Origin of the sequence: Halorubrum laminariae (assembly GCF_024494655.1) — an archaeon.
GTDB classification, from domain to species: Archaea; Halobacteriota; Halobacteria; order Halobacteriales; family Haloferacaceae; genus Halorubrum; species Halorubrum laminariae.
On sequence record NZ_JANHDL010000003.1, the window covers coordinates 209,339 to 224,143 of the forward strand.

The following is a 14,805-nucleotide window of genomic DNA, read 5'->3' on the forward strand; positions in this document are numbered from 1 at the left end:
AGTGTGCCATCGCCAAGGAGGTTACAAGAGCAGACAGACGAACATGATAGATACAGTGATACTGCAACAGGGAACCGGCTGGCGCGCGCAGGCGCAGGTCTTCGACGAGATATTCTTCGTCTTCCTCGCACTGGGCACCCTTATCGGTACGATAGTCGTTTCGTACACGCTGTGGAACGTGTACAAGTATCGCGACGACGGTGGGGAGCCCAAAGACGACTTCGACGCGCCGGTCGTCGGCGAACTTCCGACGGGACAGGGCGGTCCGAAAGCCAAGAAGCTTTTCCTCTCCTTCGGGCTGAGCGCTATCGTCGTTATCAGCCTCGTCGTGTACGCGTACGGGATCCTCCTCTACGTCGAGGAAGGCCCTGACACCGGCGATGATGGCGATATCGAGATCCTCGTCGAGGGGTATCAGTTCGGCTGGGAGTACGAGTATCCGAACGGTCACACCGAGACTGGTGAGATGATCGTGCCGGCCGACCAGCGGATCGACATCGAGGTGACCTCAAGAGACGTGTGGCACAGCTTCGGCTCCTCAGAATTACGGGTAAAATCGGACGCTATCCCCGGAGAGACTAGCAGTAACTGGTTCTCCGTGAGTTCTGAAGAAGTCGAGGCACAGGGCGGCGAAGCGACGTACACGGTCGAGTGCTTCGAACTCTGCGGTTCGGGTCACTCCGCGATGACAGGACAGATAACCGTGATTCCAGAAGACGAATGGGAAGAGTGGTACGACGGAACCGGAAGCGAGAACAGTTCGAGCGTCGAGAGCGGTAGCATCGACAGCGCGACCGCCGGAGGTGTTCCCGCATGAGCGAGCTACCGCCGACGACTTCGGTGAAGCGGTGGCTCGTCACGACGAACCACAAGGACATCGGAATATTGTACACGATCACCGCGCTGTTCTTCCTGCTTTTCGGCGGCGTTCTCGCGCTGCTCATCCGCGTGCAGCTGTGGGACCCGGCAAATCAGGTTCTCTCCGGGCTCGCGTACAACGAGGCCGTCACCGCCCACGGGCTGATAATGGTTTTCTGGTTCCTCTCCCCGTTCGGGTTCGGGTTCGCGAACTACTTCGTGCCGCTGCAGATCGGCGCTGACGACCTCGCGTTCCCGCGGCTGAACGCGCTCTCGTACTGGATGTACCTGTTCTCGGGAATCCTCCTCGGGATCAGCTTCTTCCAAGGCGGAACGCTGAACGCCGGCTGGACGATGTACGCGCCGCTCAACGTGCCGATGTACACGCCGAGCATCGGGTCGACCGGCGCGGTGCTCGCGCTCGCGATGTTTGTCATCGGCGTCACCGCGTCGACGGTGAACTTCCTCACCTCGATCCACCACTCCCGCGCCGAGGGGATGGGGATCATGGATATGCCGATGTTCACTTGGTCGATGCTCGCGACCGTGTGGATGATGCTGTTCGCGTTCGCGGCGCTGCTTGCCGTCGGGCTCATCTTAGCGTCTGACCGCGTGCTCGGGAGCGTCTACTTCTCCGCGACAGAGGGCGGCTCCCTCCTGTGGGGGCACCTGTTCTGGTTCTTCGGTCACCCGGAGGTGTACATCGTCTTCTTCCCCGCGCTCGGCGCGATGTTAGAGCTGTTCCAGACGTTCTCCGGGAGGCGGCTCGTCGGCCGCAAGTGGGTCATCATCTCTATCTGTCTGATTTCGGTGCAGTCGTTCCTCGTGTGGATGCACCACATGTTCCTGACGACTATCAACCTCGAGATCAAGACGCTGATGATGGCGACGACCATCGGGATATCGCTGCCGTTCGACTTGGTCGTCTTCTCGCTCATTTACACGCTGATCAAGGGCCGGATCCAGTTTACGACGCCGTTCCTGTTCGCGTTCGGCGCGCTACTGTTGTTCATCCTCGGCGGCATCACCGGCGTCTTCCTCGGCGCTATCGTGCTCGACTACGAGTTCCGCGGCACCTACTGGGTGGTGGCGCACTTCCACTACGTGATGTTCGGCGGCGCGACGGCGCTGTTCGGTGCGGCGTACTACTGGTTCCCGAAGATGACCGGGAAGATGTACGACGAACTCCTCGGGAAGATCCACTTCATCATATTCTTCGTCGGATTCAACGCGGTGTACTTCTCGATGTTCCTCGGCTGGGAGACCCCCCGTCGGGTGTTCGAGTACAACCCTGCGTTCCAGATCTACCACCAGATCGGGACGATCGGAGCGTTCCTGCTCGGATTCTCCTTTTTCATCATGTTCTACAACTTCGCGAAGTCGTACGTCTCCGGCCCGGACGCCGGAGCGAACCCGTGGGACTACTCGCGGACCGCGGAGTGGGCAGTCCCGTCTCCGCCGCCGCTGGAAAACTGGTCGAACCGCCCCTCGTACGCGTCGGGCAAACTCGAGTTCGTCAAGGACTACGTTCCTGACGGCGGCCCCGCGGTGAAAACCGACGATAACGGCGATGTCGCCACCGACGGCGGCGACAGCCACTCGGCGCACATCACCGAGTACCCGTACTGGGACAAACACCCGAGCCACGCGAGCATCTGGCCGCTCACGCTCTCGCTCGCGCTCGGCGTGCTGTTCCTCGGACTCTCCGGGTTCCACGACAACGTCGTCTTCGAACTCGGCGAGTCGCTCGCGGCGACGACGGTGACGATCTCGAACCCGGTGTACCCGCTTCTCACAGTCGTCGGGTTGGTCGGGCTGGTCGGCAGCGGCGTGAAGTGGGGTCTCGAAGACTTCTACGCACCGCCGACCGAGTTCGCGGAGCGGTGGCCGTTCAACGGCGTCGAGAAGGTCAAACTAGGCATGTGGTTCTTCCTCGCCTCGGACGTGATCGTCTTCGGCGCGTTCCTGTCGGCGGCCATCTTCGTCCGCTACAACGCTGGCTGGATGACTTGGGAACCGCTGACAGAATCACTGCCGGGACTCATTAACACGTTCGTACTAATCACCTCGTCGTTCACCGTGATCTTGGCGCTCGTCGCCGCACACCGCAAGAGCCGGCAGGGGATACTCGCCTCGCTGGGCGCGACGATCCTGCTCGGGTTCACGTTCTTGGCGATCAAGCTGTGGGAGTGGAACCACGAGATCTTCGACCGCGGCGTGACGATCGCACAGAACGCCCACGGTGACCCGGTTCAGGCGTCGATCTACTACGTGACCACCGGACTGCACGGAATCCACGTGGTGATCGGCCTCGTGATCGCCATCTTCCTGTTCGTCAGAGCGTATCAGGGACACTACTTGGAAGACGAGCGGCCGATCGAGTACTTCGGCCTCTACTGGCACTTTGTCGACATCGTCTGGGTGTTCATCTTCCCGCTGTTCTACCTCTTCTGAGGGGAATCACCGGTTTCGGGTGTGTACCGATACCCACGTCGCATCTGACCGATTCCGTTCGTGATTCACCGACCGATCACCATTCACGAGTGACTGGAGACCCCACGCTCGGGCTCGGTGCGTTTATCTGTCGCAAACGCCGAGGCTAGGTATGTTCGGAGTTCCGACCGGCGAGTTTCTGTGGGGTGCCGCGTTCGCGGTGCTCGGGGTCGGATCGTGGGGACTCGGGCTAGCGGTCGCGTATCTACTGTACCGTCGGTGGCGTGGAGACGGCCCGCGCGACGCCGACGCGGAGTGAACTGCGAACGAGACGATCCCAATACGGAACGCGTCGGTTTTGAAAACGGATAGCGAGAAGGACAAATCGGATTCGAACAGCGCGTCAGTACGCCGCGTCCCACCGAGACGGCTTACGACGGTTTCCGCAGCCCGCACACTCCATTCGATCCATCGTATCGATGGCGATATTCGTTCCCTCGCAGTTGCCACAGAAGAACCCGTAGCGTTGTTCCCTGTCGGGGTCGGCGTACGCGACGTAAAACGGTGAAAGCGATCCGCGTTCGCTCTCGTCGAAGGCGACGTAGATGCGCTCACCGTCGTCGGTCTCGACGACGCCCTCGGAGATGCCAGTCAGCCGACTGAGCTGTTTCCGGTATCCCCGCTCGTCGAACGTCTCCTGCCCGATTTCGACGGCCCGCTCGTCCACGAGTTCGTATCCCTCCGACTCGTAGAACACGGTACCGGCCTCGTTCGTGGTGAGCACGCGCGCCTCGATGCGGTCGACGTCGGCGTCTTTGAGCTCCGACTCGACGAACGCCAACAGCGCGGAGCCGATTCCCGATCCGCGGTGGTCCGGATGGACGTGAAGCCAGTCGATTTCGCCGACGCGTTCGCGACGACCGATGACGTAGCTTTCTGCGAACCCGACGACCTCGCCGTCGACGACGGCCACGGGACACACTGTTTCGTCGTCGTCGATGTCATCGTCGAGGTCGGCCGGATCGTACCACTCGTCGACCGCTTCTTCGAGGAGCGCTCGATCGACCGCGTGCTCGTAGGAGGCGAAGAGTGACTCGCGGGCGACCCGTCGGATGGCATCGATGTCGTCAGTCGTGGCAGATCGCAGTTCCATACCGCGATGTTCTCCCGCGACTACAAAAAACACGCCCGAACGTGTCAAATCTCACAGACGAGATCTCTCGTGTTCGGCGGCCCTACCGCGCGCGGCCGACTACGAAATGGAGTACGTCGCCGCTGCCATCAGCAGCATCGTGAGCGCGAGCGCGAGCGCCATCACGTAGGTCAGCGACCGGTTCTCCCAGCGGAGGTGCTGGAAGTACGCGACGATGAGGAGGGTCTTGACCGTCGCGATCACCATCGTCCCGCCGAGCGCCTGTGCGTACGTGAAGTTGAGGAAGTCGGCCTCGAAGAGAACGAAGTTGAGCGCGGCCGCGACCAAGAGCGCGACGTATATCGCCGAGTACAGTTTGAGGGAGTCGGACGACATTGCTTGGATTCCACTTCGTCCGTGTGCTTAAAGAATTAACCATCCGAGACCTGCTGTACGACGGGAGCGTTGGTGCGGCCCGAAACGCATATTTACGCTACGAACGGACAACACGTCGGTCGCAGACGCCGACCGGACCACACTGTGGACCCGCTTGAACCGACGGACGATCTGCTGGAATCGCTGTACGTCGTCAACAAGGCCGCGAAACAGTTCGCCGACGAGGCGACCGACGCCTACGACCGCGGCGACGTCACCGAGAGCAACGTCCGTTCCGCCCGCAAGGACGCCCTGTACCGAACGAAGACGGCAGTGATCACGCGCGTCGTCGCACACGACCCCGCACACGTGACCGGCGAGTACCACTCAATACACGGCGATGTCTGGCTCTTCTTGCGGATCGGTGACTGGCGGTTTCACCAGCCACCACACGCCATCGGAAACGATCTCACCGATCAGATCGAGACGACGAACGACCGAACGGATCCGAACGACACCCCATACGTCCGCGACTCGTCGATCGCTCGCTCCGATCGAACGCTGGACGAGGCGCTCTCGCGGTTGGCCGACGCCGGCGTCAACGCCAACGACTATCTCGCTCGCCCGACCGTCACGACCGAGCACGACAGGATCGTCGACGTTCGGTGGTCGCACCTCCCGTAGCGCCGCTCGCGAGGCAGATCGGGGGTTCCGATGAAGAAAACTCGGCAGTCGACGGATCAGCCTTCGACGACGTCGATTCCGCCGAGCATGCCGCTCGCTTGATGTGGCAAGCAGTAGTACAGTTGGACGCCGGCGCTGTCGAACGTCTGCTCGAAGGTCGTCCCCTCTTCGGTCACCGAACTGCCGCTGTTGAACTCCGTGTCGGATTCTTCCGCGGACTGGACGTTGTGTGCGCCGCCCTCGCCGGTCCACTCCCAGACGACGGTCGTTCCCGCATCGATGCGGATCGCCGCAGGATCGAACGCGTACCCGACGTCGCCCGCTCCGACGCTGACGGTCACCTCGTCTTCGCCCGTGTAGTCGAGGATAGTTCCCTCGTAGAGTCGCGCGTCGGCGAGGTACTCGTCGATCGCACTCGGCACGTCGTCGAGCGCCGGTGCGTCAGCGTCCCCGTCCGATCCTCCATCCCCGCTGCCTCCGTCGCCACCGTCACCACCGTCACCACCGCCGCCGGAACAGCCGGCCAGCGTCCCGAGCGTCAATACGGCTCCGGCTCCGGCGACGTACCGCCGTCTAGATAGTCTTTCAGACATCGTTGATCTATACGAGACGAGCGTATACAAACCCCTTGACCGCTCTCCGGTACCGGGACAGCTCCCGTCGTTTTATATCGGCGACATCGTAGTATAGCGGCGAGTTTATTCGCCGGCGGAGCACTCGTCCGCCCATGCGGGAAGACGAACTTGCGACGCACGTCGTCGACCACTACGCGGCCGTCCACGAGAACCCCGAAATCCGGTTGGAGGAGCCGTACGACGCGGACGGCCGTCGAGGGGTCGTCGACGTGTACGTTCGTCTCCAGTCGCCGGAACGGGTCGACCACGTCATCGAACTCAAAGGTGACGCGGCGGTGCGAGAAGCGACCGGCGCAAACGAAGTGCTCCGACAGTACCGACGGATGGAGCGGTACTTCCACGCGGACGCCGCCCACGAGCTCCGTCCGAAGCTCCGACGGACCGAACCGGGCGCGCGCTTCCTGCTGTGTTTCGCGCCCACGCCGACCTGCGTGTATCACGTCGCCACCCACCGCGCACTGTACGCGTCCGTCGACCCCGCCGCTCGCGTCGACGACGTGCCCGCGGTCCGGACCGTCGCGTTTCTCACGGGACTCGACGGGGACCCGGCGGACCTCGGCGTGGTCTCGCTCAACGCCGACGCACCGTTCGGGTCCGAGGCGTTCTTCGAGGCGGTCCCTCGCGGATCGCGGCTCGCGGACAGCCTCGACCGCGTCGACGACGAGGTGATCGATCCGGACGGGTCGAACTGACCGGCGTGCTCGCGGTCGTCGATACGAGACGGACCGCCGCCGCTTTATGCCTCTCCGACCGTGTTCACGCATGAGCGACTGGGTGAGCCTATTTTCGGGCGGTAAAGACTCCTCGTGGGCACTGTATCGCGCGCTTCAAGAGGATCTCGACGTTTCGCGGCTCCTGACGGTCCATCCCGCGGGGGACTCGTATATGTACCACACGCCGGCGACCGAACTCGCCGGACTCGCGTCGGAGAGCGTCGGTATCGACCTCGTCGAGGTCGCGCCGGACGACTTCGGTGCCGACGACGTGGACGACGCGGGTGCGCAGGGCGACGCGGAGTTGGAACCGATGGAGGCAGCGCTTCGCGAGATGGCGGCAGACGGCGACTGCGACCTCGTCGGCGTCACCGCCGGTGCGGTCGAAAGCGAGTTTCAGACGAGCCGGATTCAGGGGATGTGCGACCGGCTCGGGATCGACCTGTTCGCGCCGCTGTGGCGAGAAGATCCGGTCGAACTCGCCGAGGCGATGTTCGACGCCGGCTTCGAGATTCGGATTGTTCAGGTCGCGGCGTACGGGCTCGACGAGTCGTGGCTCGGGCGACGCTACGACGCCGACGCGCTGGACGACCTGCTCGACCTCCGCGCCGAATACGGCGTCCATCCGCTCGGAGAGGGCGGCGAATTCGAGACGTACGTCGTCGACGGACCGCACATGGACCGTCGGATAGCGATGGAGACCGACACGGTCTGGGAGGGCGATCGGGGGCACCTATCGGTGCGGAACGCTCGGCTGGTCTGATAGCGGTGGCTCGATGAGAATGTGGCGCGTCCGACCCGCTCAGGGCCAGCTCCCGGCCTGATCGTACGCGCTCACGACCCGATCGATGGCGACGACGTAGGCGGCGGTCCGGAGGTTCCGCGCGTCGTTCGATTCGTAGGCGTCCACGAGGTCGTCGAACGCCCCGACGATCACGCGTTCGAGCTCCTCATTGACACGCGATTCGGTCCAACTGAATCGCTGACGGTTCTGTACCCACTCGAAGTACGAGACGCTGACGCCGCCGGCGTTCGCGAGGATGTCGGGAACGACGTAGACTCCACTGTCGGCGAACACGTCGTCCGCGTCGGGCGTGAGCGGTCCGTTGGCCGCCTCGACGATCAGATCGGCGTCAACCTCGTGAGCAAGGTCGGCGTCGATCGCATTCTCTAGGGCCGCTGGGACCAACACGTCGACATCGAGCGTGAGCAGCTCGTCGTTCGTGATCGCCTCGGTGTCGCCGTAGCCGGAGACGGACCCGGAGTCGGCTTTGTGGGCCTTCACGTCGCGGGGGACGAACCCGTCCGGGTCGTAGACTCCACCGGACGAGTCCGAGACGGCGACGATTCGAGCGCCGAGGTCGGAGAGCAGCGCCGCGGCGACCGACCCCGCGTTCCCGTATCCCTGAACGGCGACCGTCGCGCCGTCGAGGTCGCGGTCGAGCCAGTCGAACGCCTCACGCGTGGACAGCGCGACCGACCGGCCGGTCGCCTCGACGCGGCCCTCGCTGCCGCCGGAATCGAGCGACTTCCCGGTGATAACGCCCGGTGCAGTGGTGTTTTCGAGCGTCTCGTAGGTGTCTTTGATCCAGTTCATCTCCCGCTGACCGGTGTTGACGTCCGGGGCGGGAATGTCTCGGTCCTCACCGATGAGCGGGCGCAACTCCGTCGCGAACGTGCGCGTCAGTCGCTCCAGTTCATCATCGGAGTAGTCAGCCGGATCGATCGCGATGCCTCCCTTCCCGCCGCCGTACGGGATACCGACGATCGCGCACTTGTAGGCCATCCATCCGGACAGCGCTTTCACCTCGTCGCGGGTGACGTTCGGGTGATACCGGATACCGCCCTTGTACGGCCCTCTGTCTCCGTTGAACTGCGAGCGGTACGCTCGGACCGTTTCGAGCGATCCGTCGTCAAGTTCGAACGTTAGGTTCGTCTCTAACACCCGCTCGGGGTTTTTCAGGCGCTCGATGACGCCCGGCGGCGCGTCGACCGCTCCGGCGGCGTCGTCTACCTGCTCCTGTAAGCTCTCAAACGGATTGGTTTGCCCAGACATGCAATCACGTCTGCCGGCGGCGGATTTAGTTGTGACGAACGATCCGGGAATTGGAACGGCCGAATGGGGGAGAAAGTGAACGAATGTGGAGTCGCTCGGTACCCTCAGAGACACCGACAGAGAGTACGGAAGACATCGCTTCACGGCGGTTTGGGTCGAACACAGCGTCACTCGCTCCGGTCTGTGTCGCCGCTCTCGCCACCGTTCGCGTCACCGGACCCTTCGTCCGCCAGTAGCAGGTCGAGGTACGAGGTTCTGATCTGGTCGGTGCCGTCGAGTCCGAGCGCGGCGAGCACGTCGAGCGCCGCGTCGCGGGCCGGCGCGACGGCAGAGCGGTCGTCGACCTCGCGTTCGACCTCGACGAATTCGCCGAGGCCGTCGACGCGGTCGAGCGTGACGGTGTGACCCTCGTACCGCCAGAACTCGCGGCGTTTCTCGACGGTCGCCGCCGGCTCGAATCCGAGCCCCGCGAATATGCCCGTCGCGGCCTCGTCGTCACCGACGCCCGTCTCGTGTTCGACGCGGGTCTTCGATCCCTCGTCGACGAGCGGGCCCTTGTAGGTCAACTTCGCCGTCTCGTCGCCGTCTCGTCCGCGATCCGAGCCGGACGCCGTGGCGGAAATCGGCATCTCCCGACGCAGCCGGAGCGCTTCGTCGGTCTCGGCGAAGTCCCGATCTGGAGCGTCGTAGTACACGTCGCGCTGGCGGCGAGCGTCGACGCGCTCGGCGTCGAGTCGGCGCAGCCGTTCCCGGACGGTGTCGGCGTCTGCCGGCACCTTGATTTCGACTTCGTACACGTCCGAGCGTCCGGCGGCGGCGGTGTTAAACGCCGCGGGAGCGGGATCTGTCGTGCCGTCACATCGGCGGCGTTGACGGGGACCTCGTGACGGGGACCTCACCGCCGGGGCGAACCGTGCGCCTTAAGGGTGTAACCGGTGACCTTGCGGGTATGAGCGATCAGGAGCAAGCGGACGCGGCCGAGGACGGAGACGAGGCCGAGACCGACGCCGAGACCGAGAGCGCCGGACTTGCAGACGGCGACTTCGTGCGGGTCGCGTACACGATCCGAACCGCGGACGACGACCGCGTCATCGACACCACCGACGAGGAGATCGCGGAGGACGCGGAGATCGACACCGAGGAACACGAGTTCGAGCCGCGCGTCATCGCGCTCGGTGCGGGTCACGTGTTCCCGTCCGTCGAGGAAGCGTTCATCGGCGCGTCGGTCGGCGACAAAGGAACTGTGGACGTCCCCGCCGACGACGCCTTCGGCGCGTACGACCCCGACGAGGTCGAGACCGTCAAGGCCGACAAGATCCCCGAGGACAGCCGCTACCCCGGCGCACAGGTCCAGATCGACAACCGGCAGGGATACCTCGAAACGATCATTGGCGGTCGCGCTCGCGTCGACTTCAACCACCCGCTCGCGGGTGAGGACCTAGAATACGAGTACGAGATTCTGGAGGCGATCGAGGACCGCGAACAGCAGGCTGCCGGCATGCTCGGGATGCACCTTCAAGACGCGCCGGAGGTCCGCATCGAAACAGTCACGGAAGAAGAAGAGACCGTCACCGAAGACGACGACGGCGAGGAAACCGTCGAGACCGAAGAGGTCGAAAAGGATGTCCTCTACGTCACCGCGACGCAGGCGATGCAGATGAACCAGCAGTGGATGTTCCAGAAACAGCAGATCGCACAGGATCTGATGAGCCGACTCGACCTCGACCGCGTCGTCGTCGAGGAGGTCATCGAGGGCGGCGGCATGGGCGGACTCGGCGGCATGATGGGCGGCATGGGCGGAGCCGGTGCGGGCGACATCGAGGAGGCCCTCGAAGACGTCGATGTCGACGCCGACGAGATTGTCGACGAGATCGACGACGCGTAGAGCCGTAGCCCCCAACCAACCGACCGATTCGCTTCGACTCCGCTATTTACCGAGACATGGAACTCGAACGCGCCAGAGAAGACGTCGTCGTCGCAGCGAGCGCCGGAGCGACGACCATCGCGCTCGCGCTGTTCTCCGGCGTCGCCGGCGTCGTCGACCTCGCGACGCTCCCGACGCTCGCGCCGCTCGCCGTCTACGCGGCGTACCTCTTCTCGCGGAAGGGCGGGCCGTACGGCTCGATCGACCGCCCGCGAACTTGGGCGATCGCGGCGGCCGCCGTCGGAGCCGTCGTTCTCGTCGTCGCCGCGGTCGCGTGACAGGCCGGAGAACGGGCAGTCGCGCTGCGTAAAATCCCAGACGCCGTCTCAGGCGATATCTCGGCTTGTGTCCACGGTCACCGTGTCGGTGAGCTTCAGTTTCAGCGGCTCTTCGAGGGCCGCGCCGCCGCGGAACTTCGGCACGACGAGCCGGTTCGCGATCTCCGTCCCCGTCACTGTTGTCCGGAGGTCGAAGACGACATCTGCAACCTGTTCCGTCACGGCCCGGGTGGGTCCGTCTGTCTCTCCCTTCAGCGCGTGTAACACCGCCAGTCCGTCAGCGTCGGCGACTCGTTGCCGAACGCCGTTGAGAAACGCGCGATAGCTGTCTCGATCTTCGGCCTCGAACGGGCCGACCGAGTCGACAACGAACGTCCCTCGATCCGGGAGGTCGTCGGCGATCGAGAGCGCGTCGTCGATCGGGTCAGCCTCGTCGACAGCGCTGACGACGACGCTCTCGTTTTCGTCCGCGCTGCGTCCGCGGTCACGACGAAGTCCGTCTTCCACGGCCGCCGGCGAGCGAACCGTCGTGAGGTACCGACACGCCCGGACGCGCGCGAGCCGGTCGACGATCAGTTCCGACTGACTCGCGGGGCTCGCCGTCAGAACGACAACACTACCGCTCGGGAGCCCCCCGCCGAACTCCCTGTCCAGCACCGAGATCCCGGTCGGAAGCGTCTCCATACGTTCGCTGCCGGCTCCGAGGGTTTGGCTCTGTCGGTGACCCGTCTCTAGGTCCGAGTCGGTACTCATGCGACGCGCCAGCGCGAGGCGAATTCACGCCGAACGAGCCGCCGCACAAGGTCGTCAAACGCCGACCGGACAGCCGGATCGGCGAGCGGTTCGGGATCCGCCTCCGGAATCCGTCCGAGGACGGGACATCTGAACAGGTCGCCGACACCCTCGGGCACCGACCCGGCTCGCACGGCGACGACGCCGATCGGTTGACAGTCGAGCCGCCGCGCGATCGCCGCCGTCTTGACCGCGTCGCGGAGCGCGGGTCGGCGCAGCGGCGTCACCAATAGACAGCGATCGGCCGCGCGGAGCGGTGCGGCGACGTCGGGTGACGCGCCGGCCGGACAGTCGAGAAGCGTCGGAACCTCCGGTGGTATCGCGCCAGCAAGCGACGCGAACACCGCCTCGGAATCGGCCTCATCCGGCGATCGCGGAGGCGCGAGCACGAGGGCCCGTGACCGTTCCGGGTGAATCCTTCCGGACTCGCGAACCGCGTCGACTATCGTCGGGTGGGTGTCCGTCGACACGGGTGGTGATGACGTCGGTTCAGAAATTCCCGCTTCAGTCGCGAGCGCGGTCAGGTTCGGAAGGTCCCAGTCGGCGTCGGCTGCGACGACTGATGCCCCGCGCCGAGATAGCGCGCTCGCGACCCCGACGGTCGTGGTCGTCTTCCCGCTTCCGCCTTTTCCGCCGGCCACGGCTATCACAGGTGGGATGGGTCGACATCCGATATAAGGAGGCTCACGCGATGTCGTTCGCGACCCTACACACCGGCACTCAGTCCTGACAGCACCCGCCCGCCTCGCCGCCGAAATCGACGGCAAGCGGGTCGGAGATGGCCTCGTTGACCACTTCCAGCGTGTCCGTCAGTTCCTCTTGTGCGTCGAGGAACTCGCTCATGACGGGCATCGAGTGGAGCTCGTCTTGCGCCTCCTGCACGCGCTGGAGGCCGCTGTTCGTCGCCTGTCCCGTCTGTCGGGCGTGCATGAACTCCGAGCGGATCTGCTCGAACTCGTCGATCTTCGCTTGGACCGCCTCGTCGCGCTGCACTGCTTCTCTCGCGTCTTCGAAGCGCTCGTACTCGGGAGTCTGTGCGATGCGTTCGCCCAGTTCGCGGCCGAGCTGCTCGATCGAGTCCTGTCCGTCGACAGTCGCCTGTTCGACGCTCATGTCCGTGAGTTGGCGCGGAGCGGCTTCAACCTGCCGGCGGCGGTCACCAAATGATCCCGCGGACACCCCGGCTAGAACTGCCGCCCTTCGCAGGTTCAAGTGCCCGGAGGTGTTGTGACCACCAATGGTAGATCCGACTTCCGACCTCGAGGAGGACGTCGACGAGGAGTCCGCGCCGCGCTGCGTCTCGTGTGGGGGACCGGCGCTGGGCGTCGGCCGGCGAACTGTCACGTGGGTCGACGGCGACGACGTGGTTCACCGACACTTCTGTTCGCAGTCGTGCCGCGACGAGTGGACGGACGAGCGACCGTCCGCGGTGAGCTGACTGGCTCGATGTCGATCGGGTCGATATTCGATCGGGCGCGTGAGTCCCGCAAATGTCGCGGCGACGACAGCGGCGCGGGAGGATTTTTCACGACGGGGGTGGTAGTACCGGTATGATATCGCTCGACGAGGCCGTGACGGCTCGGTTGGAGTCACACGGTGAACGCTTCGAGGTGCTGATCGACCCGGACGCCGCGCTGGCGATGAAACGCGGCGAGTTCGACGGCGACCTCGAAGACGTGATCGCCGCGGAGGACGTCTTCGAAAACGCCTCTCGCGGCGACAGACCCGCCGAAGAGGATTTAGAGACCGTCTTTGGAACGACGAATCCACTGGAGATCATTCCTGAGGTCGTCGAGCGCGGGGAGATCCAGATCACGGCGGAACAGCGCGAGGAGATGGTCGAGCGGAAACACAACCAGCTCGTTACCACCATCACGCGAAACGCTGTCAACCCGCAGATGGACGACTCGCCGCACCCGCCGGATCGGATCGAGCGGGCGCTCGAAGAGGCGGGATTCCAGGTCGATCCGATGGAGCCGGTGGAAAATCAGGTCGACGAGGCGCTCGACGCGCTGCGTCCCGTGATTCCGATCCGGTTCGAGGAGGTGACGATGGCGGTCCAGCTTCCGGCCGACTACGCGGGATCCGGTCAGGCACAGATCCGCGAGTTCGGCGATCTCGAAAGCGAGGAGTGGCAGAACGACGGATCGTGGGTCGGCGTGCTCACGTTCCCGGCAGGGCTGCAAAACGACCTGTACGATCTCGTCAACGAGGTCACCTCTGGTGAGGGCGACGCGCGAGTGATCAAGGACAAAGACGAGATCCGGACGCGCTGACGGCAGCGGCAGCCCGACCGAGTATTTGCCTTCGGGCGACTCAGAAACGTACCGCGAGGGGTTGATACCGGCTCCCGTTCCGTCGTGTTTCATACACGAACGCGCGACAGAGTTCTCGGATCGAGTTCGGGAGCGGTACGGCGTCGACATCGACGTGTCGGAGTTCGACGCGGGAACGAAGACCGCGGCCGCGGCGGCCGATGCCGTCGGCTGTGATACGGGGACGATCGCCTCTACCATCGTCGTATCGCTGGCCGGTGAGGGGACCGAACCCGAGTTGGCCGCCGCCGTCACAAGCGGGGCGAACCGCCTCGACCTCGACACGGCAGACCACTTCGGCGCGCCGTCGGCGTCGATGGCGGACCCGAGCCGGATCCGCGATGTCGTCGGCTGGAGTATCGGCGGCGTCCCGCCGTTGTGTCACGACACGGCGATTCCGACCGTCTTCGACCCGACACTCACGACGTACGAGACCGTCTACGGCGCTGCGGGGCCCCCGAGCGCGGTGTTCGCTATCGATCCGGAGACACTCGCCGATCTCGCCGACGCGATCGTCGTCGACCTCACGGGGTGAGCCGCGGCGTTGCCCGCCGGCTCTGCGAGTCGAGTTGTTAAACGGGGGCGCTCTCGACGACCGAGTTATTAATTT

19 protein-coding genes are annotated in these 14,805 nt (G+C 64.5%); 11 read left to right on the top strand and 8 right to left on the bottom strand.

The genetic code is table 11. From position 1 onward, the window contains the following. The first annotated feature begins 43 nt into the window (after positions 1-43). From coxB to NO887_RS07095, 3 genes are all read left to right on the top strand, one after another. On the top strand, positions 44-817 hold the full coding sequence (coxB, locus tag NO887_RS07085) for a cytochrome c oxidase subunit II (protein ID WP_256417777.1): 774 nt from the start codon (positions 44-46) through the stop codon (positions 815-817). Next, positions 814-3,312 carry a cbb3-type cytochrome c oxidase subunit I gene (locus tag NO887_RS07090; protein ID WP_321169352.1) on the top strand — a complete coding sequence of 833 codons (2,499 nt, stop codon included), beginning with the start codon at positions 814-816 and terminating at the stop codon, positions 3,310-3,312. Before coxB ends, NO887_RS07090 begins: the two co-directional genes overlap by 4 nt. A 151-nt stretch (positions 3,313-3,463) precedes the next feature. Further along, the gene (locus tag NO887_RS07095) at positions 3,464-3,610 is read left to right on the top strand and encodes a hypothetical protein (RefSeq protein ID WP_256417778.1); all 147 of its coding nucleotides are present in this window, start codon (positions 3,464-3,466) and stop codon (positions 3,608-3,610) included. A gap of 84 nt (positions 3,611-3,694) precedes the next feature. Here the strand turns inward: NO887_RS07095 and NO887_RS07100 are convergent, their stop codons facing one another. Together NO887_RS07100 and NO887_RS07105 are read right to left on the bottom strand one after the other, a co-directional pair. Next, the gene (locus NO887_RS07100) at positions 3,695-4,444 is read right to left on the bottom strand and encodes a GNAT family N-acetyltransferase (RefSeq protein WP_256417779.1); all 750 of its coding nucleotides are present in this window, start codon (positions 4,442-4,444) and stop codon (positions 3,695-3,697) included. 99 nt (positions 4,445-4,543) lie between these two features. Further along, complete coding sequence (locus NO887_RS07105) at positions 4,544-4,819, bottom strand: cytochrome C oxidase subunit IV family protein (protein WP_256417780.1); 276 nt, start codon at positions 4,817-4,819, stop codon at positions 4,544-4,546. Between the two features lie 144 nt (positions 4,820-4,963). Here NO887_RS07105 and NO887_RS07110 point away from each other — a divergent pair, with 144 nt between their 5' ends. Further along, the gene (locus NO887_RS07110; RefSeq protein WP_256417781.1) at positions 4,964-5,482 is read left to right on the top strand and encodes a hypothetical protein; all 519 of its coding nucleotides are present in this window, start codon (positions 4,964-4,966) and stop codon (positions 5,480-5,482) included. A 56-nt stretch (positions 5,483-5,538) separates the two neighbouring features. Here the strand turns inward: NO887_RS07110 and NO887_RS07115 are convergent, their stop codons facing one another. Continuing rightward, entirely contained in the window at positions 5,539-6,075 is a 537-nt protein-coding gene (locus tag NO887_RS07115; protein WP_256417782.1) for a halocyanin domain-containing protein, read from the bottom strand. A 134-nt stretch (positions 6,076-6,209) separates the two neighbouring features. Between NO887_RS07115 and NO887_RS07120 the strand changes: the two genes are divergently transcribed. Both NO887_RS07120 and NO887_RS07125 read left to right on the top strand, forming a co-directional pair. Beyond that, a complete protein-coding gene (locus NO887_RS07120; RefSeq protein ID WP_256417783.1) occupies positions 6,210-6,809 on the top strand; it encodes a hypothetical protein in 600 nt (199 codons plus the stop codon). 70 nt (positions 6,810-6,879) lie between these two features. Then, positions 6,880-7,593, top strand: coding sequence for a diphthine--ammonia ligase (locus NO887_RS07125; protein ID WP_256417784.1), 714 nt, complete (start codon positions 6,880-6,882; stop codon positions 7,591-7,593). 39 nt (positions 7,594-7,632) lie between these two features. Here NO887_RS07125 and NO887_RS07130 read toward each other — a convergent pair whose 3' ends face one another. Continuing rightward, a complete protein-coding gene (locus tag NO887_RS07130) occupies positions 7,633-8,886 on the bottom strand; it encodes a Glu/Leu/Phe/Val family dehydrogenase (protein WP_256417785.1) in 1,254 nt (417 codons plus the stop codon). A 167-nt stretch (positions 8,887-9,053) separates the two neighbouring features. Further along, complete coding sequence (gene cyaB / locus NO887_RS07135; RefSeq protein ID WP_256417786.1) at positions 9,054-9,683, bottom strand: class IV adenylate cyclase; 630 nt, start codon at positions 9,681-9,683, stop codon at positions 9,054-9,056. Between the two features lie 152 nt (positions 9,684-9,835). On the opposite strand from cyaB, the gene NO887_RS07140 reads away from it, so the two are divergent. Then, positions 9,836-10,771 carry an FKBP-type peptidyl-prolyl cis-trans isomerase gene (locus tag NO887_RS07140; RefSeq protein ID WP_256417787.1) on the top strand — a complete coding sequence of 312 codons (936 nt, stop codon included), beginning with the start codon at positions 9,836-9,838 and terminating at the stop codon, positions 10,769-10,771. Between the two features lie 56 nt (positions 10,772-10,827). After that, on the top strand, positions 10,828-11,088 hold the full coding sequence (locus NO887_RS07145) for a DUF8049 family protein (protein WP_256417788.1): 261 nt from the start codon (positions 10,828-10,830) through the stop codon (positions 11,086-11,088). Between the two features lie 48 nt (positions 11,089-11,136). Here NO887_RS07145 and NO887_RS07150 read toward each other — a convergent pair whose 3' ends face one another. The 3 genes from NO887_RS07150 to NO887_RS07160 form a co-directional block, all read right to left on the bottom strand. Further along, positions 11,137-11,772 (bottom strand): RAD55 family ATPase, encoded by a 636-nt coding sequence (locus NO887_RS07150; protein WP_256418008.1) that lies wholly within the window; start codon positions 11,770-11,772, stop codon positions 11,137-11,139. A 65-nt stretch (positions 11,773-11,837) separates the two neighbouring features. Then, positions 11,838-12,530: a MinD/ParA family ATP-binding protein gene (locus tag NO887_RS07155; protein WP_256417789.1), complete on the bottom strand. Its 693-nt coding sequence runs from the start codon at positions 12,528-12,530 to the stop codon at positions 11,838-11,840. A 70-nt stretch (positions 12,531-12,600) separates the two neighbouring features. Then, on the bottom strand, positions 12,601-12,993 hold the full coding sequence (locus NO887_RS07160) for a YlbF/YmcA family competence regulator (RefSeq protein WP_256417790.1): 393 nt from the start codon (positions 12,991-12,993) through the stop codon (positions 12,601-12,603). A 124-nt stretch (positions 12,994-13,117) separates the two neighbouring features. Between NO887_RS07160 and NO887_RS07165 the strand changes: the two genes are divergently transcribed. The 3 genes from NO887_RS07165 (at position 13,118) to NO887_RS07175 (ending at position 14,730) form a co-directional block, all read left to right on the top strand. Next, the gene (locus tag NO887_RS07165; RefSeq protein WP_256417791.1) at positions 13,118-13,318 is read left to right on the top strand and encodes a DUF7576 family protein; all 201 of its coding nucleotides are present in this window, start codon (positions 13,118-13,120) and stop codon (positions 13,316-13,318) included. 112 nt (positions 13,319-13,430) lie between these two features. Continuing rightward, positions 13,431-14,156 (top strand): ribosome assembly factor SBDS, encoded by a 726-nt coding sequence (locus tag NO887_RS07170; protein WP_256417792.1) that lies wholly within the window; start codon positions 13,431-13,433, stop codon positions 14,154-14,156. A 91-nt stretch (positions 14,157-14,247) separates the two neighbouring features. Beyond that, positions 14,248-14,730, top strand: a complete 483-nt coding sequence (locus tag NO887_RS07175) for a YbaK/EbsC family protein (RefSeq protein WP_256418009.1) — start codon at positions 14,248-14,250, stop codon at positions 14,728-14,730. The last annotated feature ends 75 nt before the right edge of the window (positions 14,731-14,805 follow it).